The following is a 21054-nucleotide window of genomic DNA, read 5'->3' on the forward strand; positions in this document are numbered from 1 at the left end:
CTCAGCCCTCGACGTGGAGGTCCAGCCGCTGCTCGAAGCGGGTGCCGTCATGCGCCGTGGCATCGACCCAGACGGTCCAGTAGCCCGGGCCGAGGTCGTCCTCGGCGACGTAGCGCGCACCGTCGAAGTCGAACTCGGGCGTGCGGTCCTCGCGCACGCTGGTCGAACGGCCGATCTTGGCGCTGAAGGCCTCGGGGCGCACGGGGTAGCCCTTGGCATCGGTGATCTCGAGCGTCACCAGCCCGTCGCCGGCCTGTGCGTCGACGGTCCAGCCAAGCGCCTCCTGCGCCGCGCGGCGGTCGTCGAAGGTCTGGCTGGCGATGTAGCCGTTCTTGACCTCGAGCCCCGGGAAGGTGGCGACGGCGTTCCAGGCGAGTGCGAGGTTCACCGCGATGATGATGCCGAAGCCGCCGCCGAAGATCGCGAGGACATGCCAGCCGGTGAGTTTGCGTTCGCGGGTCATCAGTTGTCCGTCCCGTTGAAGAAGGTGTCGTTGTGGGCGCGGTCGCCGTTGGTCAGGTCTTCGACCCAGAGGCGGAAATCGGTCCGTTCATCCTCGGCCGCGTCCGAGCCCGGCGGCGCGACGACGTAGACGCGCTGCAGGTAGGTCTCGTTCGCGGGCACGGTCACGGTATCCGACTCGACGCCTTCGAGCGAGACATCCAGCGCGCTGGCGCCCGAGAGCGAGATCTCGAAGGGGCGGTCCTCGCCGTGCTTGTTGAGCAGCCGCACGTCGTAGGTGTTGCGCACCGAGCCGTCCGAGAGCGTGACGAAGGTGGGGTTGCGCACCGGCGCGACGGTCATCTCGATTTCGGGGCGGATGAAGAGCGCGAAGACGAGCCCGACGCCCACCAGCGCCCAGAGCGCGGTGTAGAGGATCACGCGGGGGCGGAAGACGTGCTTCCAGACCGAGCGCGGTTCATGCCCGGCGCGTTCGCGGGTCTCGTCCGAGAGAGCGAGGTAGTCGATCAGGCCGCGCGGCTTGCCGATCTTGTCCATGACGTCGTCGCAGGCGTCGATGCAGAGCGCGCAGGTGATGCAGGCCATCTGCTGGCCGTCGCGGATATCGATGCCCATGGGGCAGACGTTGACGCAGGCGTTGCAGTCGATGCAATCGCCCAAGGCCTCGGACCCGGCGGCCTTGCGGTGCTTGCCGCGCGGCTCGCCCCGCCAGTCGCGGTAGGCGACGGTGAGCGTGTCCTCGTCCATCATGGCGGCCTGGATGCGCGGCCATGGGCAGGCGTAGATGCAGATCTGCTCGCGGGCGAAGCCGCCGAAGGCGAAGGTCGTGCCGGTGAGGATCAGCATGGTGGTATAGGCCACCGGGTGCGCGTTGCCGGTCACGAGGTCCACGGCGAGCGTGGGCGCGTCGGTGAAGTAGAACACCCAGGCGCCGCCGGTGGCGAGTGCGATCAGGAACCAGGCGACCCACTTGGTGAGGCGCAGGCGGATCTTGCGGGCGTCCCACTTCTTTTGCCTGTGCAGCCGAAGGCGGGCGTTGCGGTCGCCCTCGATCCAGCGTTCCACGAGGATGAAGAGGTCGGTCCAGACGGTCTGCGGGCAGGCGTAGCCGCACCAGACCCGCCCCAGCGCCGAGGTGAAGAGGAAGAGCCCGAGGCCTGCCATGACCAGCAGGCCGGCGACGAAGTAGAATTCGTGCGGCCAGATCTCGATCCAGAAGAAGAAGAACCGCCTCCCGGCGAGGTCGAGCAGGACGGCCTGGTCCGGCAGCTCGGGGCCCCGGTCCCAGCGGATCCAGGGGGTGACGTAGTAGATGCCCAGCATCACCGTCAGCAGGACCCACTTCAGGTTGCGGAAGGTGCCACTGACCCGGCGCGGGAAGATCGGCTCGCGCGCGGCATAGAGGGAGGGGGCGGACTTGTCGGTTTCGGCCACGGGGGAATCGCTCCGTTCGGATTGCCAGCTTGGTGCCCTTGTGGCCCCGCAGGCTGCACCCGGCCTTGACCTGCATCAATATCTGTATCTGTCATTCAGCTTTTTGCGGCTTCACGTCGCAGCCAGGTGATGAAGCGGCGCAGGGCCGGACGCATCACGCCGGGGCGCATCACCAGCCAGTAGCCCTTCTTGCGCGTGTCCTCGTAGATGAGGCGCAGGCGGCCGGCGGCGATATCCTCGTCCACGAAGACGCGGGCGGTGATGGCGACGCCGTGGCCCTGCCGGGCGGCCTCGATCATCAGGTTCCCGGGGAGCGAGCTGATCCCGCGCCGGCGGTCGTGCTCGACGCCGAAGCGGGCGAACCACTCGGTCGCCTCGTTGGTGCCCATCTCCTGCAGCCAGTGGTAGTCGCGCAGCTCGGAGAGGCTGTCGATGTCGCGCTCGCCCACGAGCGAGGGGGCGGCGACCACGGCGATGGGCGAGCTGACCAGCAGCTCGGACTCGAGCCCCGGCCACTGCCCCGAGCCGTAGCGCAGCGCAAGGTCGATGCCGCCGGGGGCGAGGGGTTTCACCTCGGCCGAGGGGTCGATCATGAGGCTGATCTCGGGGTTGGCGGCGCGGAAGTGCACCAGCCGCGGCATCAGCCAGGACGAGGCGAAACCGGGCGTGGCCGAGACCATGATCGGGCGGTCGGCGTCGCGGCCGGTGAGTTCGTCGAGGGTGCGGGCCATGGTGCCGAAGCCCTCGCGCAGGGCGTCGGCGAGGCGCTGGCCCTCGGAGGTGAGCTGCATCTGGCGACCGGAGCGGTCGAGCAGGGTGATCCCGAGATGGGATTCGAGGTTCCTGATCTGCTGGCTGATGGCCGCGTGGCTCACGTTGAGCGCGGCGCCTGCCCGCGCGACCGAGGCGGTTTCGGCGTAGGCGGCAAAGGCGCGCAGGGCCGAGAGCGGGGGGAGGGTGTTCCAGTCGATCATGTGTCAGCCTGCCTTACATGTCGCCATTTTTCCTGAGTGGCGTTCGAGGCCCGAAAAGTCAATCTTGGTTGCACGAAACGCGAATAGACAGGAGGCCGAGATGTTCGGAATTTTCGCAAGATCTTTCATGACCGCGACGCGGAGCGATGCCGCCCGCTGGCAACCCTCGGCCGGTCGGTGGAGCGAGGACGTGCTGCCCTTCCGCCACAACAACGGACAGACCGAGCACGAGGCCGCGATGATGCGGCGCCGGCAGCGGTCAATCCGCTGACGCAGGGTCATAGTCCGCCCCTTGCCTCGCCATCGGAGACCGGCCGGTAGGCCCGCGGGACCAGCCGTGTAGGCTCGGCCCCGCGGGCTTCGGTCGGTCTCAGGGTGGAGGTCGTCCCGGCCCGCATGGTTTATCGGGAGGACGAATTTCATGAGACATCACGCGATCCTGGCGGTCTGTGCCGCCATGACGGGGACCCTTGCCTCGGCGCAGGACGCCGACGAGGCCGAGGGCGCCGCCCATGCGGACAACCCGGCCTGCGCCGAAAGCCCCTGGGGCGCCGACGACCAGATCGGCGCGGCGAACCGCCTCTCGCCGGAACTGGCGCGCACGGCAGCGGAGCTCGTGACCGAGGGCGAGGTCTATTCGCTCGGCGCCGAGATCAGCGCGAACACGCCGGCCTACGGCGGGCGCTTCTTCAACCTGACTGTTCACGAGACCGGCCAGATCGGTCTGCCCGAGGGGTTTGCCTCGAACAAGGCGACCTTCCTCGATGACATGTACCTGGCCTACGTGGGTGTGGGATCGCAGATCGACGGGCTGGGACATCTCGGGATCGACAACGTCTACTACAACTGCAACGAGGCCAGCGATTTCGCCAAGAGCGACGGGCTGACCCGGCTGGGCATCGAGAACGTGCCGAACATGGTCACGCGCGGCGTGCTTCTGGACATGACCGAGCAGCTTGGCAGCGAGGTGCTGGACGCCGGCACCGCCTTCGGCCCCGAAGAAATCCGCGCGCAGGCGGAGGCGCAGGGCACCGAGCTGCGCGAGGGCGACGTGGTGCTGTTCCACACGGGCTGGCTGTCGCTGGTCGGAGAGGACAACGAGCGGTATCTCTCGGGCGAGCCGGGGCTGTCGCCGGATGGCGCGCGCTTCCTGGCCGAGCTGGGCGTCATCGCGGTCGGGGCCGACAAATACGGCGTGGAGGCGATCCCGCTGCCCAGCGGCACCGTCGGCGAGGTTCACCAGATCATGCTGGCCGAGAACGGGATCTATCTTCTCGAGAACATGAACACCGCCAACCTGGCCGAGGACGACGTGCACGAGTTCATGTTCGTGCTTGGACCGACGAAGGTGAAGGGCGGGGTGCAGGCGCTGGTCAACCCGACCGCGATCCGCTGAAGACGCGCGTGCGGCGGCTCCCCCGCGGGCGCAAGCCCCCGCAGGGCCTGTCCGCGCGCCGGACGTCGGGGTGGCCCCGGCGTCCAAGCGAAAAAAGCGCGCGCCGGGTCGGATTTTCGCGGAAGTGTGCTTGATTCGCCGCGCGTCTCGCGTAGTGTAGGACGTCATGCCCTCATGGCACGGTCGGCGCGTCGGCACGGGCGCTTCGACAAAAAAACGCCGGTGCCCCCGGAAACGCGCGAACAGAAGGGGGCACCGGCGTCACCTCCGGGCCTTGCGGCCCGAAGGGTTCTCTTGATCCCGAATTTACTCCTCGGTCGGCTCCTCGCCGCCGCCCAGTCCGTGGACGTAGGTCGCCACGGCGCGGATCTCGGCCTCGTTGAGGTCGGCGCCGCCCATCGGAGGCATGACGCCGAAACGCGAGTTCCAGACAGTCTCGTGCAGCGTCTCGTAGTCGCCGCCGTAGAGCCAGATCGCGTCGGTCAGGTTCGGCGCGCCCTGGAAACGGTCGCCCATGCCCTCGGGGCCGTGGCAGCTCGAGCAGTTGATGTCGAAGACCTCGGCGCCGGCCTCGGCCGCCGCGGCGTCGCGCGGCTCGCGGTCCGAGAGGGTCATCACGAAGTTCACGACCTGGTCGACTTCCTCGTCGGACAGCAGCTCGTCACGGCCGAAGGCGGGCATCTGCGAGTAACGCGCGTCCATGTCCTCTTCGTTGCGGATGCCGTGGGCCACCGTGTAGCGGATGTCCTCGAGCGTGCCGCCCCAGAGCCATGCGTCGTCGAGCAGGTTGGGATAGCCCCGCGCGCCCGCCGCGCCCGAGCCGTGGCACTGCGCGCACCAGGTGCGGAAGATGGCCGCGCCGGCGTTGTTGGCATAGGTCAGCAACTCGGGGTCCTCGGAGATCGAGGCCAGCTCGACCGAGGCGAGTTCCTCGTTGATCGGCGCGAGGTCGGCCTCGTGCTCCTCGATGGCCTGGGCCACGTTGGCGCGCGTCGACCAGCCCAGCACGCCGGCGGTGGCGCCCTGGATGCCCGGCCAGGCGGGGTAGGCGATGGTGTAGCCCACCCCCCAGATGATCGTCGCGTAGAAGACCATCAGCCACCAGCGAGGCAGCGGCTTGTTGTATTCCTGGATGCCGTCCCACTCGTGTCCCGTCGTCTCGTAGTCGAGATCGGGATTTTTCTTGTTGTCGTCACTCATGTCCTCGCCTCCTCGTTCTGGGCGGGTTTGTCGTGGGACGCATCGGCCGCGGCCGGGGCGTCTTCATGCCGGAAGGGAATGTTGCGCGTGCTCTCGTAGGCCTTGGTCGATCCGGGCCGGAAGGCCCAGACGATCACGCCGATGAAGAACAGGAACAGGACCAGCAGCATCCAGCTGTCGGCGAACTGTCGAAGGAGCGAATAGGTCTCCATGATGCCTCCTCAGCGGCTCGCGTCGGGTTCGAAGGTCGAGAAATCGACCAGCGTGCCCAGCATCTGCAGGTAGGCGATCAGCGCGTCGGCCTCGGAGATGCCGGGCTGGCCGTCGAAGTTGCGCACGTTCACGCTGTCCTCGCCGTAGCGCTCGAAGAGGCCGTCCACGTCGCCGAAGGGATCGATCTGCGCCGAGAAGTCGGCCTGGGCATTGTCGATCATTTCCTCGGTGTAGGGGACGCCGACGAAGCGGTGCGTCTCCATGAGGTCCTGCACGTGCTCGCCCTCGATCAGCTTGGCTTCGAGGAAGCCGTACTTGGGCATCACCGATTCCGGCACCACCGACTGCGGGTCGCGCAGGTGGTCGACGTGCCACTCGTCCGAGTAGCGGCCGCCGACGCGGGCGAGGTCGGGCCCCGTCCGCTTGGAGCCCCACTGGAACGGGTGGTCGTACTGCGATTCCGCCGCGAGGCTGTAGTGGCCGTAGCGTTCGACCTCGTCCCGCATGGGGCGGATCATCTGGCTGTGGCAGACGTAGCAGCCCTCGCGGATGTAGACCTCGCGGCCGGTGAGTTCGAGCGGCGTGTAGGGGCGCATGCCCTCAACGTCCTCGATGGTGTTCTCGAGGTAGAAGAGCGGCACGATCTGCACGAGACCGCCGATGGTCACGACGAGGAAGCTGAAGATCAGCAGCAGCGTCGCGTTGCGCTCGAGGATGCCGTGTTTGTCGAGAATGGACATGATCCTGGCCCTCCTTATTCGGCCGGGGTCGCATGAGCCGTGGCGGCGCTGGCTTCGACAGCCGGGGCCCGTTTCACGGTCATCCAGAGGTTGTAGCACATGATGGCAGCACCGGCGACGTAGAGCAGGCCGCCCGTGGCGCGGACCACGTACATCGGGAACTTGGCGGCGACGGTGTCGGCGAAGCTGTTCACGAGGAAGCCGTTCGCGTCGACCTCACGCCACATCAGGCCTTCCATGATGCCGGTCACCCACATCGAGGCGGCGTAGAGCACGATGCCGATGGTGGCGAGCCAGAAGTGCCAGGAGACCATCGAGAGCGAGTAGAGCCGCTCGCGGTTCCAGAGCTTGGGCACGAGGAAGTAGAGCGCGCCGAAGGTGATCATGCCGTTCCAGCCCAGTGCGCCGGAGTGGACGTGACCGATGGTCCAGTCGGTGTAGTGGCTCAGCGAGTTGACCGCGCGAATCGACATCATCGGGCCTTCGAAGGTGGACATGCCGTAGAAGCCGATCGAGATCACCATCATGCGGATGATCGGGTCGGTGCGCAGCTTGTCCCAGGCGCCCGAGAGCGTCATCAGGCCGTTGATCATGCCGCCCCAGGAGGGCATCCACAGGATGATCGAGAAGACCATGCCGAGGGTCGAGGCCCAGTCGGGCAGGGCGGTGTAGTGCAGGTGGTGCGGACCGGCCCAGATGTAGATGAAGATCAGCGCCCAGAAGTGCACGATCGACAGCTTGTACGAGAAGACGGGACGCTCGGCCTGTTTCGGGACGAAGTAGTACATCATGCCGAGGAAGCCCGCGGTCAGGAAGAAGCCCACGGCGTTATGGCCGTACCACCACTGTGTCATCGCGTCCTGAACGCCGGCGAAGACCTGCACCGACTTCGAGCCCCAGATCGAGACCGGGATCGAGAGGTTGTTGAACACGTGCAGCATGGCGACGGTCACGATGAAGCTCAGGTAGAACCAGTTGGCCACGTAGATGTGGGGTTCCTTGCGCTTGATGATCGTGCCGAGGAAGACGGCGAGGTAGGCGAGCCAGACGATGGTGAGCCAGAGGTCGATATACCACTCGGGCTCGGCGTATTCCTTGGACTGGGTGCCGCCGAGGATGTAGCCGGTGGCCGCCAGCACGATGAACAGGTTGTACCCCCAGAACACGAACCATGCCAGGTTGCCGCCCCAGAGGCGCGCCGCGCTGGTGCGCTGCACGACGTAGAACGACGTCGCGATCAGGGCGTTGCCGCCGAAGGCGAAGATCACCGCCGAGGTGTGCAGCGGCCGCAGCCGGCCGAAGTTCATGTAGCCCTGAGCCCAGTCGAAGTTGAGCATCGGGAAGGCCAGCTGCGCGGCGATGAAGGTGCCGGCGATGAAGCCGATGATCCCCCAGAAGGCGGTGGCGACCACCCCGTAGCGCACGACGCCATCCATGTAGGAGAGTTCGCGTACCCTGGCGGGCACGGGCTCGTCGGTGTTGCGCAGGACCCAGAGGAAGAGCCCGGCGGACACGGCGAAAATGATGATCGCGTGCACGAGATAAGCCACGTCTCGTGCGTAGTTGGCCGCGACCAGCGCGAAGATCGCGATCACGCCAAGCACGATGAGCTTGATGTAATTTAGCATGTTTCGTCCCTTCGTCTGACCCGCACGATTCGGATGCCGTGCGAGCGGTTTTAGACTGACGGGGTTTTGAATGTATCGATAGGGGGTGGCCTTGATCTGCATCAAGGCTGCGGGACCCTAGGCTTGACCATGGTCAAGGTGCGGCGTTTCGCTCGGGCGTAGAGTGACGACCAGTGAAAGCCGCCACATTCAAGGAGAGGATCTCATGGGCTACAAGACCATTCTGACGGTGGTGACCGACGAAGCGCTCGCAGCGCCGACGATCGATCATGCCGCGACGGTGGCCGAGGGCTGGGGCGCGCACCTGGACGTGCTGTGCTTCGGCGTCGATCGCACGCAGACCGGCTACTACTACGCCGGGGCCAACGCGATGATCCTGCAGGAAACCCTGAACCGCGCGAGTGCCGATGCCGAGGCGCTGGCCGAGGCCGCGCGCAAGGCGCTGGGGCGTCACGACGTGCGCTGGGCCGTCGAGCAGGGCGTCGCGCAGCTGGCCGACATCGGCCGCCATGTCGCGGGCCGCGCGCGCTTTGCCGACCTCACGGTGCTGCCCAAGCCCTACGGAGGCGAGCGCGGCGTCGAGCTGGAGCCGATCACCGAAGGCGCGCTCTTCGAGGGGCAGACGCCGGTGCTGGTGGTGCCCGACAACGTGACGCCGATGCCCAAGCCGGGCCGTGTCGTCATCGGCTGGAACGAGAGCGCCGAGGCGCTGCGCTCGGTCCGGGCGGCGCTGCCGATCCTGATGGGCGCCGACGCGGTGCATGTCGTGGTGATCGACCCGCCGCAGCACGGCCCCAACCGCTCGGACCCGGGCGGGCTGCTGTCGCAGTTCCTGGCGCGGCACGGGGTGAGCGCCGAAATCGACGTGCTGTCGAAGACCATGCCGCGCGTCTCGGACGTTCTGATGCGGCATGTCACCGACGTGGATGCCGACATGGTGGTCATGGGCGCCTACGGACACTCGCGCTTCCGCGAGGCGATCCTGGGCGGGGCCACCCGCAACATGCTGGAGCTGGCCAAGGTGCCGGTCTTCATGGCGCACTGACCCCGGGGGAGTGGGGGATCAGTGAGGGGCGGCGCCGGGTGGCGCCGCCCGTTTATTTTATTCCGTCGAGCTGCGCCTTGAGCGCGGCCGGGTCCGTCCCGAGCGCCGCGTCGAGCGCGTCGTGCTCTGCCCGTCAGGCGGGCACGGCCCGCGCGAGCAGGGCGCGGCCTTCGTCCGTCAGGGACAGGCGGCGGTTGCGACGGTCCGCGGGATCGGGCGTGCCCGAGACAAGCCCGCGCCGCTCCAGCACCTTGAGCGCGGCGGTCAGCGTCGTGCGGTCCATGGCCAGGAAAGGCGCGAGGTCGGAGATCCGCGGCGGCTCGGGCCGGTTCAGCGACATCAGGATCGAGAACTGACCGTTGGTCAGGCCGAAGGGCTTGAGCGCCGCATCGAAGCGCCGCGCCAGCGCCCGCGCCGCCCGCTGTGCCGAAAGGCACAGGCAGCGGTCGCGCACCTCGAGTGTGGTCGAAAAGGGGAGATCGGGGGCAGCGGTATCATTCATGTTGATATCAACTTTATTATCCCATACGCTTGATGGATACAACAGGAGATATTCCCGATGTCCTATGTTTCAGGCTTCATGGCCGCCGTGCCCGAGGAAAACAAGGCCGCCTACCTCGAGTCGGTCCGCAAGAGCTGGCCGCTGTTCAAGGAATACGGCGCGACGGGAATCCGCGAGTGCTGGGAGGACGTGGTGCCCGAGGGCGAGGTCACCTCCTTCCCGATGGCGGTGAAGCGCGAGGAGGGCGAGAAGGTGGTGTTCTCCTGGATCCTCTGGCCCGACGCCGAGACGGCCCGGCGCTGCTGGGAGTCGATGGAGATGGACGCCCGCTGGCAGGACATGTCGATGCCCTTCGACGGCAAGCGCATGATCTGGGGCAACTTCGAGACGCTGTTCGAGGCGTGACCCGCCGCGCCGGGCGGTCTCAGGCGAAGAGGCCGCCGTCCGAATCGTCGCCGGCCTCGTCGAGCAGGCGGCTCATGTCGGGCACCGTCACGTGGCGCTTGCCCTCGAGCTGGATCACCCCGTCCTTGCGCAACGCCGAGATCTGGCGGCTGACCGTCTCGAGCGTGAGGCCGAGGTAGTCTGCCATCGCCTCGCGCGTGAGGGGCAGGTCGAAGACCAGCGCGCCCGAGGTCTGGCGCATGTTGATCGAGGCATCGCGCCGGGCGATGATCGAGAGCAGCGAGGCGATCTTCTCGCGCGCGGTCTTGCGGCCGAGCACCAGCATCCACTCGCGCGCCGCGTCGAGCTCGTCGAGCGTCATCTCGAGCAGGCGCTGGGCGATGTGGGGCGTGCGGGTCATCATGGACTCGAAAGGCGCCTTGCGGAAACAGCACATGAGCAGGTCGGTGGTCGCCACCACGTCGTAGGCGGCCGTCGCCCGGCCGGGGCGGCCGACGAAGTCCGACGGCAGCAACAGGCCGACCATCTGGGTGCGCCCGTCCTCCATCGTCTGGGTCAGCGTCGCGATGCCCGAGACGACCGAGCCCACGAAGTCCATCCGGTCGCCGGACCAGATCACCGTCTGGCCCGCCTCGAATCGGCGGTAGTACTTGATCTCTTCAAGCTGCTCGAGCTCGTCGTTCTCGCAGCGCGCGCAGACGGCCCGGTGCCGGATCGGGCATTCGGCGCATTGTTGAGAAACGGCAAGACTGCGCTCGTTCAGCATGATCCGCGTCCACTCTTGATCTGGGTCAAGGAGATCATCCCCTTCGTCCCTCTAAACGTATGCGCATGGTCACGCGAACTCAACTCTCCCGCCTCGGGCTTTTCGACGCGAAAGTGCCCCGATACACGAGCTACCCGACCGCGCCGCATTTCTCCGGTGCGGTGGGACCGGAGGATTTCCGCAGCTGGATCGAAAGCGTGCCGGAAGATGGCACGATTTCGCTCTACCTGCATGTGCCTTTCTGCCGCAGGCTGTGCTGGTTCTGCGCCTGCCGGACGCAGGGCACGGCGACACTGGGGCCCGTCGAATCCTACGTCGAGACGCTGAAGAGCGAACTCGATCTGCTGCGGGCGCACCTGCCGCGCGGGGTGAAGCTCTCGCGGCTGCACTGGGGCGGGGGCACGCCGACGCTGCTGACGCCGGACCTGATGCGGGCGCTGATCGACAAGATTTCCGAGGTCGCGGATTTCGCCGAGGATGCCGAGTTCTCGGTCGAGATCGACCCCAACGAGATCGACGGCGCGCGGCTTGACGTGCTCAAGGCGGGCGGCATGAACCGCGCCTCGATCGGGGTGCAGGACTTCGACGAGGGCATTCAGCGGACCATCGGGCGGCTTCAGGGCTACGACGTGACGCGGCGCGCGGTCGAGATGATCCGCGAGCGCGGGGTATCGAGCCTGAACGCCGACATCCTCTACGGGCTGCCGGACCAGACCCGGGCGCGGATCACCGAGTCGGTGCAGAAGCTGCTGTCGCTCAACCCGGACAGGGTCGCGCTCTACGGCTACGCGCATGTTCCCTGGATGGCCAAGCGCCAGCAGATGATTCCCTCGGACCGGCTGCCGACGCCGGACGAGCGGCTGGACCTTTTCGAGACCGCGCGGCGGCTGTTTGCCTGGGACGGCTATGCCGAGATCGGAATCGACCATTTCGCGGCGCCGCACGACGGGCTGACCGTGGCGCAGAAGACGGGGCGGCTGCGGCGCAACTTCCAGGGCTACACCGACGACACCTCGGACGTGCTGATCGGGGTGGGCGCCTCGGCGATCTCGAAGTTCCCGCAGGGCTACGCGCAGAACGCACCGGCGACCTCGGCGCATACCGGGCGGATCCGCGAGGGGAGCTTCTCGACCGCGCGCGGGCACGTGCTGACGGAGGAGGACCGCCTGCGCGGGCGCATGATCGAGATGCTGATGTGCGATTTCCGCATCCGCAGCGCGGAGCTGGTGGCGCGGCACGGCATTGCGGCGGACGAGTTGCAGCGGCGCTTCGCCGAGATGAACGCGGCCTTCGACGGGCTGCTCGAGGTGAGCGAGGAGGGGCTCTTCGTCCCGCAGGACGCACGGCCGCTCACGCGGATGATCGCGCGGCACCTCGATGCCTACGAGCTTTCGGTCGCGGGCCACAGTTCGGCGATCTGAGCCCAGGATTCTTCGTCCGAAAAATCTTGCCCCGATAATCTTCGCCGGAAGAGTATCGGGGCGCTCAGCCGGCGAAGTCGAAGGCCGCGGCGAAGAGCTTGCGGGTGTAGTCGGTCTTTGGCGCGGCGAAGACCTCTTCGGCGCGGCCCATCTCGACCACGTCGCCCTGGTTCATCACGATGACCTCGTGGCTCATCGCGCGCACCACCTTCAGGTCGTGGCTGATGAAGAGGTAGGCGAGGTCGTGCCGCCGCTGCAGATCGCGCAGCAGGTCGACGATCTGCACCTGCACCGTCATGTCCAGCGCCGAGGTCGGCTCGTCCAGCACCACCAGCCGGGGCCGCAGCACCATGGCCCGTGCGATGGCGATGCGCTGGCGCTGGCCGCCCGAGAATTCGTGCGGGTAGCGGTGCATGGTCGCGGGATCGAGCCCGACCTCGCGCATGATCTCCTCGACTGCCTGCCGGTGCGGCTTGCCGTCGGGTGAGCCGTGCACGCCCAGCCCCTCGGCGATGATCTGCTCGCAGGTCATGGCGGGGCGAGAGCGAGCCGAAGGGGTCCTGAAAGACGATCTGCATTTCCGAACGCAGGCGGCGCAGCTCGCGCGTGGACCATTTGCGCACGTCGCGGCCGCGGTAGACGATCCCGCCCTCGGACTGGATCAGGCGCATCATCGCCAGCGCCAGCGTCGTCTTGCCCGAGCCGCTTTCGCCCACGATGCCCACGGTCTCGCCGGCGCGGACCGAGAAGCTCGCGTCGTTGACGGCCTTCACGTGGCCCACCGTGCGCTTGAGCAGGCCGCGCTGGATCGGGAACCAGATGCGCAGGTTGTCGGCGCGGGCGATCTCGTCGGCCTCGGCCCGCACCGGGTCGGGCTTGCCGGTGCTCTCGGCCGAGAGCAGCATGCGGGTATAGGCGTGCTGCGGCGCGTCGAAGAGCTCGGTCGTGCGGCCGGCCTCGACGATCTCGCCGTCCTTCATCACGCAGACGCGGTCGGCGAAGCGGCGCACGATGTTCAGGTCGTGCGTGATGAAGAGGAGGCTCATGTCCTCGTCTTCCTTGAGCCGCATCAGCAGGTCGAGGATCTGCGCCTGGATCGTCACGTCGAGCGCCGTGGTGGGCTCGTCGGCGATCAGCAGGTCGGGCCCGTTGGCGAGCGCCATGGCGATCATGACGCGCTGCCGCTGGCCGCCCGAGAGCTGGTGGGGGTAGGCGGTGAGCCGGTTTTCGGCGTCGCGGATGCCCACCCGCTCGAGCAGGTCGAGGATGCGTGCGCGGGCCTTGTCGCCCACCAGCCCCTGGTGCAGCGCGAGGCTTTCCAGCAGCTGCTTTTCCAGCGTGTGCAGCGGGTTGAGCGAGGTCATCGGCTCCTGGAAGATGAAGCTGATGTCGTTGCCCCGGACGTTGCGCAGGCGCTGGCCGGGGGCACCGATCATCTCCTGCCCCTTGTAGAGGACCGAGCCTTCGACCTTGGCCGCGTCGCCCAGCAGCGAGACGGTCGAGAGCGCCGTCACCGACTTGCCGGACCCCGACTCGCCCACGAGCGCGACGGTTTCGCCGGGCTGGATGTCGAAGGACACGCCCTTGACGGCGCGCGTGTCGCGGCCGTCCTGGGTGAAGGTCACGGCGAGGTCTTTCACCTCGAGCAATGCGCTCATGTGAAGGTCTTTCTTGGGTCGAAGGCATCGCGCACGCCCTCGAAGATGAAGACGAGCAGCGAGAGCATCAGGGCGAAGACGGCGAAGGCGGTGAAGGCGAGCCAGGGCGCCTGAAGGTTCTGCTTGGCCTGCAGCGTCAGCTCGCCCAGCGAGGGCGCCGAGGAGGGCAGGCCGAAGCCGAGGAAGTCGAGCCCGGCCAGCGTGCTGATGGTGCCCGTCACGATGAAGGGCAGCATGGTCAGCGTGGCGACCATGGCGTTGGGCAGCATGTGGCGGAACATGATCTTCCAGTTCGACACGCCAAGCGCCTTGGCCGCGCGGACGTATTCGAGGTTGCGGGCGCGCAGGAACTCGGCGCGCACGACGCCCACCAGAGCCACCCATCCGAAGAGCACTGTCAGGAAGACCAGAAGCCAGAAGCCGCGCCCCAGGATCGCGAAGAGGATGATGATCACGTAGAGCGAAGGCGTCGCCGACCAGATCTCGATGATGCGCTGGAAGATGAGGTCGATCCAGCCGCCGAAGAAGCCCTGGATCGCCCCCGCGACGATGCCCACCACCGAGGAGATCGCCGTCACGATCAGGGTGAAGAGGATCGACAGGCGGAAGCCGTAGATCACCCGGGCCAGCACGTCGCGCTTGGTGTCGTCGGTGCCGAGCCAGTTCTGCGCGCTGGGCGGCAGGGGCGCGGCGCCGGGGCGGTCGACCGGCGTGGTGAAGCTGTAGGGGATGGGGGGCCAGATCATCCAGCCCTTCTGGAAGTCGCCCTCCAGCACCATGCCCTGGTCGGTCTGCTCGATCAGCTCCTCGGGCGTGTCGAAGCAGCTGTCGAGCCCGCCGGTCACGATGAGGCACTGCACCTCGGGGTCGCGGTAGGCGGCCTCGGTGCGGAAATCGCCGCCGAAATCGGTCTCGGCGTAGAAGCTGAAGATCGGCATGCGCCACTCGCCGCGGTAGTTCACCAGGATCGGCTTGTCGTTGGCGAGGAACTCGGCAAAGAGCGACAGGCCGAAGAGCACGACGAAGATGATCAGCGACCAGAAGGCGCGGCGGTTGCGCTTGAAGTTGCGCCAGCGCCGCTGGTTGAGCGGCGAGAGCGCGAAGCGTCCCGGCTTGGGCTGCGGGATCGGGGCGGCGCCGGCCTCGGGCTGAGGGCGGATGCTGCCACCGGCCTCGCGGCCGTCGGGGGCTGCGCGGGGATCGGGCTCGTAGCTCATGTCAGCCTTCCCGTTTCTCGAAGTCGATGCGCGGATCGACCAGCACGTACATCAGGTCCGAGATGATGCCCACCACCAGGCCGATCAGGCCGAAGATGAAGAGCGTGCCGAAGATCACCGGGTAGTCGCGCGCGACCGCCGCCTCGAAGCCGAGGCGCCCGAGCCCGTCGAGCGAGAAGATCGTCTCGATGATGAGCGAGCCGGTGAAGAAGATGCCGATGAAGACCGCCGGGAAGCCCGCGATCACGATCAGCATGGCGTTGCGGAAGATGTGCCCGTAGAGCACCCGCCGCTCGGTCAGGCCCTTGGCGCGGGCAGTCACCACGTACTGCTTCTTGATCTCGTCGAGGAAGCTGTTCTTGGTCAGCAGCGTCAGCGTGGCGAAGGCCGCGATGGTCGAGGCGATCACGGGCAGGGCGATGTGCCAGAAGTAGTCGACGATCTTCATCGGCCAGCTCAGCGTCTCCCAGTTGTCCGAGACCAGCCCGCGCAGCGGGAAGAGCTGCCAGTAGGAGCCGCCGGCGAAGAGCACCAGCAGCACGATGGCGAAGAGGAAGCCGGGGATCGCGTAGGCCACGATGATCGCGCCCGAGGTCCAGGTGTCGAAGGCCGAGCCGTCCTTGACCGCCTTGCGGATGCCGAGCGGGATCGAGACGATATAGGCGATCAACGTCGACCACAGACCCAGCGAGATCGAGACCGGCAGCTTCTCGATCACCAGGTCGATCACGCTGATCGAGCGGAAGTAGCTCTCGCCGAAGTCGAGGCGCATGTAGTTCCACAGCATGTTCGCGAACCGCTCGAGCGGCGGCTTGTCGAAGCCGAACTCGCGTTCCAGCTCCTCGATGAATTCCGGTGGCAGGCCGCGGGCGCCCGCGTATTCGCTGTCGCCCACGGTTTCGAGGTCGGAGACGCCCCCGTCGCCCGAGCCCGCGAAGCCCTCGAAGACATCGCCCTGACCCTCGATCTGGGCGATGATCTGCTCGATGGGGCCGCCGGGGACGAACTGGGTGAGCGTGAAGTTGACGATCATGATCCCGAGAAGGGTGGGAATGATCAGCAACAGTCGGCGGAGGATGTAGGCGCCCATATCAGTTGATCACGCCGGCCTCGCGCAGGGCCTCTTCCTTTTCCGGGTTCACCCACCAGTAGCTGAGGTAGCCCAGGTCGTAGGGCGCGACGTCCTCGGGGTGTTCGTACATGTCGTAGTAGGCCACCCAGTGATCGGCGATGTAGCCGGTGGGAATGACGAAGAACTCGTGGCGCAGCGCGCGGTCCAGCGCCTTGAGCGCGACGTCGGTCTCTTCCTGGCTCTCCGCGACGAAGCTGGCCTCGAGGATCGCGTCCACCAGCGGCGAGGCGAGGCCCGCCGGGTTGAAGAGGCTGAACTCGGCCTCGCGCGAGCCGTACATCTGCGTCAGCCCGCCGCCCGTCGACAGGAAGGAGCTGTAGCGGGTGGAATAGAGGATGTCGTAGTCGCGCTCACGCCGGCGCAGGGTGTACTGCGAGGGGTCGACCCGCTCGAAGCTGGCGTTGACGCCGATCTGCTCGAGGTTCTGCACGAAGGTCTCGTGCATGGACTCGACGGTGGGGTCGATGTTCGTGGGGATCAGCATGTTGACGTCGAGCGTCTGGCCGGCCTCGTTGCGGCGTATGCCGTCGTCGCCGACGGCCCAGCCGGCCTCGTCCAGCAGGCGCGAGGCGGCGCGCAGGTTGCGGCGGTCGCCGAGGCGGCTGGCGTCGGAGGAGTGCGTCATGCGCGCGGGCTCGGTCAGCAGTTCCTCGGGGACGACATCGCCCAGCGACTCGAGGAATTCCAGCTCGGCCGCCCGTCGGGCGTGCCCTCGGCCTCGACGTGGGTGCCCTCGACGAAGGAGCTGCGCGACTCGTAGAGGCCGTAGCGCAGGCTCTCGTTGGACCATTCGAAGTTGAAGGCCAGCGCGATCGCCTCGCGCACGCGCTTGTCCTCGAACTGCGGCTTGGCGAGGTTGAAGACGAAGCCGGTGGGGTTCGGCGGGCTGCCGTCGGGGATCTCCTCGGTCACGACGGTGCCGTTCTGGACCTTGGGGAAGTCGTAGGAGGTGGCCCAGAGCCGCGGATCGCTTTCGACGCGGAAGAGGTATTCACCGGCCTTGAAGGCCTCGAAGGAGGCGGTCTGGTCGGCGAAATACTCGACGCGGATCTCGTCGTAGTTGTTGCGGCCGGCGTTGAAGGGCAGGTCGGCGCCCCAGTAGTCCTCGCGCCGGGTGTAGCTGATGCGGCGGTTCACCTCGTAGCTGTCGAGCTTGTAGGGGCCCGAGCCCACGGCGACTTCCATGCGCGGCTCGTCGAGGCGGCGGTTCTCGGGGTCCTCCTCGAACCAGTCCTTGGAGAAGACCGGGGTCGAGCCCACGGTCTCGATCCGCGAGCGCTTGGACTCCTCGGGGTTGAAGGTGAACTTGACGGTGTGCTCGTCGAGCGCCTCGGCGCTGTCGACCATGCGGTCGACGGCCTGCGCGTAGGAGGGCAGGCCCTGCGTGATGAAGAGCGTGTGGGAGTAGACCACGTCCTCGGCCGTCACCGGGGTGCCGTCCCAGAAGGTCGCCTCGGGGCGCATGTGGAAGATCACCCAGTCCTTGCTCTCGGCGTACTCGATGCTTTCGCAGAGGACGCAGTAGTATTCGCCGACCTGGTCCTCGACGGTCTCGATCCGCTGGTCGTACTGCACCGTGGTCAGCGCGCCGGCGCGGCCCTTGCGCGAGTAGGGGTTCAGGCTGTCGAAGGTGCCCGAGGAGGCCACCACGAGACTGCCGCCCTTGGGTGCGTCGGGGTTCACGAAGTCGAAATGCTCGTAGTCGGCCGGGTAGGCGAGTTCGCCGAAGTAGGAATAGCCGTGCGAGGTGATGACCTCTTCGCCCTCGCTGGCCGAGGCCTCGGTCGCGCTCTCCTGCGCCGCGGCGGAGAAGGCCGCGACGCCCAGGCCGAGCGCGGCGAGGGCGGCGATCAGGGGGCCGTGCAGGGCGTGTCGTGTGGCGGCTGCGGTTGTCGTCGCGGCGGCGCGGGGCGTCGTCCGGATCATGTGCTCTCCCCTCATGGTCGGCGTCGTCTGCCGTTGGACGTAAGCTAAGTGGGCCGGTTGACCATGTTCAAGTTGAGATTGCGTGAGGCCCGCGCGATCCGGCCGGGCGCCGCCTGCCGCGCGGGGGGCGGGATGAAAAAAGGGCCGCGGCGTCGTGCCGCGGCCCCTGGTCCGGTTCCCGTGTCGCGACGGCGATCAGCCGTCGAGCGAATCCAGGTAGGCGATGAGGTTCACGCGATCCTCGGCGTCGCGCAGGCCCGCGAAGCTCATGGAGGTTCCCGACGCGAAACCGCTCGGGTTCTCGAGGAAGTGGAAGAGGTTCTCCTGCGACCAGGTATCGGCCGCCTCGCTGAGGGCGCCCGAGTAGCTGAAGCCGTCGACCGCGGCCACGTCGCGTCCGACCACGCCGTCGAGGTGCGGGCCGGTGGCGTTGGTGCCGTCGATCTTGTGGCAGGCGCGGCACTTGCCGAAGACGCGCTCGCCGGCGCCGGCGTCGGCCGATGCCATCAGCGTCTCGAAGTCCTGTTCCGGCTCTTCTTCGCCGCCGCCGCCCTCTTCGACCTCGATCACGTAGGCCGCCACCTCTTCGCCGTGGCCGCCGCCAACGTGGTAGAGCGTTTCGGCGACCCAGCCGCCGAGGAGGTAGATGAGGAAGGCGCCACAGACGCCGCCCACAACCTTTGTCATCGTCATCGTGTCAGGCATTGCTCGCGTGTCCCAAAGATAGCTGTCGGCGGGCTGTCTACGGCTTCCATTGCCTTGTGGCAAGGTATAGAAGCCGCGACCAAACGCCCGCAGGGTGAAAAGAATATGTGAAGATCACGAAAACGGACGGGCACGCGGCCATGACCAATCGCATCGCATTCCAGGGAGAACCCGGTGCCTATTCGCACCAGGCGTGCCACGAGGCGCGCCCCGACATGGAGGCGATGCCCTGCCGGACCTTCGAGGATGCGATCGAGGCGGTGCGTTCGGGCGAGGCGGACCTGGCCATGCTGCCGGTCGAGAATTCGACCTACGGGCGGGTGGCCGACATCCACTCGCTGCTGCCCGAATCCGGCCTGCACATCATCGGCGAGAGCTTCGTGCGGGTGCACATCAACCTGCTGGCGCAGCCGGGCACGACGCTCGACCAGGTCGAGACGGCGATGAGCCACACGGTGCTGCTGGGCCAGTGCCGCGGCTTCCTGACCGAGCACGGCATCCACCGCCGCGTGGGCGCCGACACCGCCGGGTCGGCGCGTTACGTCGCCGAGGTGGGCGAGCCTTCGCTGGCGGCGCTGGCCTCGGAACTCGCGGGCGAGATCTACGGGCTCGAGGTGCTGGCGCGCCACATCGAGGATCACAGCCGCAACACCACGCGCTTCCTGACCATGTCGCGCGAGGCGAATCACGCGCGGCGGGGCGAGCACGGGATGATGACCAGCTTCGTCTTCCAGGTGCGCAACATCCCGGCGGCGCTCTACAAGGCGATGGGTGGCTTCGCGACGAACGGCGTCAACATGACCAAGCTGGAAAGCTACATGGTGGGCGGCTCGTTCACCGCGACGCAGTTCTATGCCGATATCGAGGGCCACCCCGAGGATCCGGCGGTGATGCGGGCGCTGGACGAGCTGGACTACTTCACCGAGAAACTTGAAATCCTGGGCGTCTATCCCCGCGATCCGCGGCGCGACTGACGCCCCCGGCGGGGGCGATATGAGCGAACCAGAAGAACTGATGCGGGCCGGCGCGACGCTGCCCCGCCGCGTGATCGGCACGGGCACCATGGCCGGGCTGGGGCTGCTGCTGCTGTGGCTTGTGATCGACAAGCCGCCCGAGGCGGTGATCTGGCAGGTCTTCCTGATCGTCTTCGGCGCGGGTGCGCTCTGGCTCGCGCAGATCATGTGGCGGGCGACCGGGCGCCAGCTGATCCTGACCGACGCCGCGCTCGAGGACAGCAGCGGCGCGGTGCTGGTCCGGGTCGAGAACGTGGAAAAGGTCGACCGCTCGATGTTCGCGATGAAGCCCTCGAACGGCTTTCTCGTGCTGCTCAAGGAGCCGCAGCCGCGGGCCTGGCAGCCGGGGCTGTGGTGGCGCAGCGGACGCCGGGTCGCCATCGGCGGCGTGACCGCCGCGCGCGACACCAAGCCCATGGCCGACGCGCTGTCGATGCTGGTGATGCGCCACCGCGGCGAGCTGCCGGACATGTCCGACCTGATGGGCACGGCCGATGACGAGACCCCGAAGGACGACACCCGCAAGGAAGAGGCGCCCGGCGACGGTGCCCCGAAGGACGACGGCCACGCGGACGACAGCTCCGGGGACGGCGGCAGGAAGGACTGACCGGACCGCCGGGGCCCGGCCTCTTCGGTCTCAGTCGGCCCAGAGCACCTGCGGCGCGTAGCGCGGGTGGGTGAAGCTGTAGGTCTTGATCTCGAAGGCATCGAGACCGACGCGGAACAGCGGCTTGTAGGCGTCGCTGGTTTCCACCAGCACGGTCTGGCCGTTGTCCTGCATCTCGGGGAGGCGGGTCCTGTAGCCGGTCAGGTCGGCGGTGGTCAGCTCCGGGAAATCGCCGCGCGCGGCCGACCACATCACCTCGTAGCTGTCATTGTCGGCGTCGTGGCTCACCACGGTGATCCGCAGGTCGGCCGGGTACGCCTCCGGCGCCTCGTCGAGGTTGACGTCGGTCCTGGTCAGCAGCCCCAGCAGGCGGAAGGCGTTGTCGACGTAGGTGTCGTCGATCGGATCGGTCTCGCGCGAGACCATGTCGCCGATGGCGTAATTGGCCTTCTGGTTGATCGACTGCTGGTGAAAGACGTCGAAATAGACCCAGGCGGCGGCGAAGATCATCAGCAGCGCGGGCAGGACGATCATCGCCTCGACGGTGATGTAGCCGTCGGTTTCGGTCGCGAAGCGACGCAGGCGGCGCGGGAGGGAGAAAGGTCTCATG

Annotated in this window: 20 protein-coding genes and 2 pseudogenes; 7 read left to right on the forward strand and 15 right to left on the reverse strand. The window is 67.3% G+C overall.

Going from position 1 to position 21054, the window contains the following annotated elements; genetic code table 11:
• Position 1: 1 nt before the first annotated feature.
• The 3 genes from SALMUC_RS02670 to SALMUC_RS02680 form a co-directional block, all read right to left on the reverse strand.
• Positions 2-463 (reverse strand): FixH family protein, encoded by a 462-nt coding sequence (locus SALMUC_RS02670; protein ID WP_020038901.1) that lies wholly within the window; start codon positions 461-463, stop codon positions 2-4.
• Positions 463-1896: a cytochrome c oxidase accessory protein CcoG gene (gene ccoG / locus SALMUC_RS02675; RefSeq protein WP_020038902.1), complete on the reverse strand. Its 1434-nt coding sequence runs from the start codon at positions 1894-1896 to the stop codon at positions 463-465. Before ccoG ends, SALMUC_RS02670 begins: the two co-directional genes overlap by 1 nt.
• 95 nt (positions 1897-1991) lie before the next feature.
• Positions 1992-2867, reverse strand: coding sequence for a LysR family transcriptional regulator (locus SALMUC_RS02680; RefSeq protein ID WP_037371083.1), 876 nt, complete (start codon positions 2865-2867; stop codon positions 1992-1994).
• A gap of 103 nt (positions 2868-2970) precedes the next feature.
• Here SALMUC_RS02680 and SALMUC_RS29445 point away from each other — a divergent pair, with 103 nt between their 5' ends.
• The gene (locus SALMUC_RS29445) at positions 2971-3141 is read left to right on the forward strand and encodes a hypothetical protein (protein WP_020038904.1); all 171 of its coding nucleotides are present in this window, start codon (positions 2971-2973) and stop codon (positions 3139-3141) included.
• A 150-nt stretch (positions 3142-3291) separates the two neighbouring features.
• On the forward strand, positions 3292-4266 hold the full coding sequence (locus SALMUC_RS02685) for a cyclase family protein (protein WP_020038905.1): 975 nt from the start codon (positions 3292-3294) through the stop codon (positions 4264-4266).
• Between the two features lie 306 nt (positions 4267-4572).
• Here the strand turns inward: SALMUC_RS02685 and ccoP are convergent, their stop codons facing one another.
• Genes ccoP through ccoN form a run of 4 tightly spaced genes read right to left on the reverse strand, consistent with a single transcriptional unit; the run spans position 4573 to position 8047 of the window.
• Positions 4573-5466, reverse strand: coding sequence for a cytochrome-c oxidase, cbb3-type subunit III (gene ccoP, locus SALMUC_RS02690; protein WP_020038906.1), 894 nt, complete (start codon positions 5464-5466; stop codon positions 4573-4575).
• Positions 5463-5678 (reverse strand): CcoQ/FixQ family Cbb3-type cytochrome c oxidase assembly chaperone, encoded by a 216-nt coding sequence (locus tag SALMUC_RS02695; RefSeq protein ID WP_020038907.1) that lies wholly within the window; start codon positions 5676-5678, stop codon positions 5463-5465. The genes ccoP and SALMUC_RS02695 overlap by 4 nt, the downstream gene beginning before the upstream one ends.
• 9 nt (positions 5679-5687) lie before the next feature.
• Positions 5688-6419: a cytochrome-c oxidase, cbb3-type subunit II gene (ccoO, locus tag SALMUC_RS02700; protein WP_020038908.1), complete on the reverse strand. Its 732-nt coding sequence runs from the start codon at positions 6417-6419 to the stop codon at positions 5688-5690.
• Positions 6420-6433: 14 nt separating this feature from the next.
• A complete protein-coding gene (ccoN, locus tag SALMUC_RS02705) occupies positions 6434-8047 on the reverse strand; it encodes a cytochrome-c oxidase, cbb3-type subunit I (protein ID WP_020038909.1) in 1614 nt (537 codons plus the stop codon).
• Between the two features lie 205 nt (positions 8048-8252).
• On the opposite strand from ccoN, the gene SALMUC_RS02710 reads away from it, so the two are divergent.
• Complete coding sequence (locus SALMUC_RS02710; protein WP_020038910.1) at positions 8253-9092, forward strand: universal stress protein; 840 nt, start codon at positions 8253-8255, stop codon at positions 9090-9092.
• A gap of 133 nt (positions 9093-9225) precedes the next feature.
• On the opposite strand, the gene SALMUC_RS02715 is transcribed toward SALMUC_RS02710, so the two are convergent.
• Entirely contained in the window at positions 9226-9594 is a 369-nt protein-coding gene (locus tag SALMUC_RS02715; protein ID WP_020038911.1) for a MarR family transcriptional regulator, read from the reverse strand.
• A gap of 57 nt (positions 9595-9651) precedes the next feature.
• Between SALMUC_RS02715 and SALMUC_RS02720 the strand changes: the two genes are divergently transcribed.
• On the forward strand, positions 9652-9999 hold the full coding sequence (locus SALMUC_RS02720; RefSeq protein ID WP_020038912.1) for a DUF1428 domain-containing protein: 348 nt from the start codon (positions 9652-9654) through the stop codon (positions 9997-9999).
• A 19-nt stretch (positions 10000-10018) separates the two neighbouring features.
• On the opposite strand, the gene fnrL is transcribed toward SALMUC_RS02720, so the two are convergent.
• Positions 10019-10765 (reverse strand): transcriptional regulator FnrL, encoded by a 747-nt coding sequence (fnrL, locus tag SALMUC_RS02725; protein WP_020038913.1) that lies wholly within the window; start codon positions 10763-10765, stop codon positions 10019-10021.
• A gap of 65 nt (positions 10766-10830) precedes the next feature.
• Here fnrL and hemN point away from each other — a divergent pair, with 65 nt between their 5' ends.
• On the forward strand, positions 10831-12186 hold the full coding sequence (gene hemN / locus SALMUC_RS02730; protein ID WP_037371085.1) for an oxygen-independent coproporphyrinogen III oxidase: 1356 nt from the start codon (positions 10831-10833) through the stop codon (positions 12184-12186).
• 64 nt (positions 12187-12250) lie between these two features.
• Here the strand turns inward: hemN and SALMUC_RS02735 are convergent.
• From SALMUC_RS02735 to SALMUC_RS02755, 5 genes and pseudogenes are all read right to left on the reverse strand, one after another.
• Positions 12251-13844, reverse strand: a pseudogene (locus tag SALMUC_RS02735) (ABC transporter ATP-binding protein).
• On the reverse strand, positions 13841-15061 hold the full coding sequence (locus SALMUC_RS02740) for an ABC transporter permease (RefSeq protein WP_020038916.1): 1221 nt from the start codon (positions 15059-15061) through the stop codon (positions 13841-13843). Before SALMUC_RS02740 ends, SALMUC_RS02735 begins: the two are co-directional and overlap by 4 nt.
• Before the next feature lies 1 nt (position 15062).
• On the reverse strand, positions 15063-16151 hold the full coding sequence (locus tag SALMUC_RS02745) for a microcin C ABC transporter permease YejB (RefSeq protein WP_020038917.1): 1089 nt from the start codon (positions 16149-16151) through the stop codon (positions 15063-15065).
• 1 nt (position 16152) lies between these two features.
• A pseudogene (locus SALMUC_RS02750) lies at positions 16153-18119 on the reverse strand (extracellular solute-binding protein).
• A 195-nt stretch (positions 18120-18314) separates the two neighbouring features.
• Entirely contained in the window at positions 18315-18824 is a 510-nt protein-coding gene (locus tag SALMUC_RS02755; RefSeq protein ID WP_037370980.1) for a c-type cytochrome, read from the reverse strand.
• A gap of 140 nt (positions 18825-18964) precedes the next feature.
• Here SALMUC_RS02755 and SALMUC_RS02760 point away from each other — a divergent pair, with 140 nt between their 5' ends.
• Both SALMUC_RS02760 and SALMUC_RS02765 read left to right on the forward strand, forming a co-directional pair.
• A complete protein-coding gene (locus SALMUC_RS02760; protein WP_037371088.1) occupies positions 18965-19798 on the forward strand; it encodes a prephenate dehydratase in 834 nt (277 codons plus the stop codon).
• A gap of 19 nt (positions 19799-19817) precedes the next feature.
• A complete protein-coding gene (locus SALMUC_RS02765) occupies positions 19818-20444 on the forward strand; it encodes a hypothetical protein (protein WP_021119751.1) in 627 nt (208 codons plus the stop codon).
• 30 nt (positions 20445-20474) lie between these two features.
• Here SALMUC_RS02765 and SALMUC_RS02770 read toward each other — a convergent pair whose 3' ends face one another.
• A complete protein-coding gene (locus SALMUC_RS02770; RefSeq protein ID WP_020038921.1) occupies positions 20475-21053 on the reverse strand; it encodes a TadE/TadG family type IV pilus assembly protein in 579 nt (192 codons plus the stop codon).
• Position 21054: the final 1 nt, after the last annotated feature.

The organism is Salipiger mucosus DSM 16094, from assembly GCF_000442255.1.
In the GTDB taxonomy this organism is placed as follows: Bacteria; Pseudomonadota; Alphaproteobacteria; order Rhodobacterales; family Rhodobacteraceae; genus Salipiger; species Salipiger mucosus.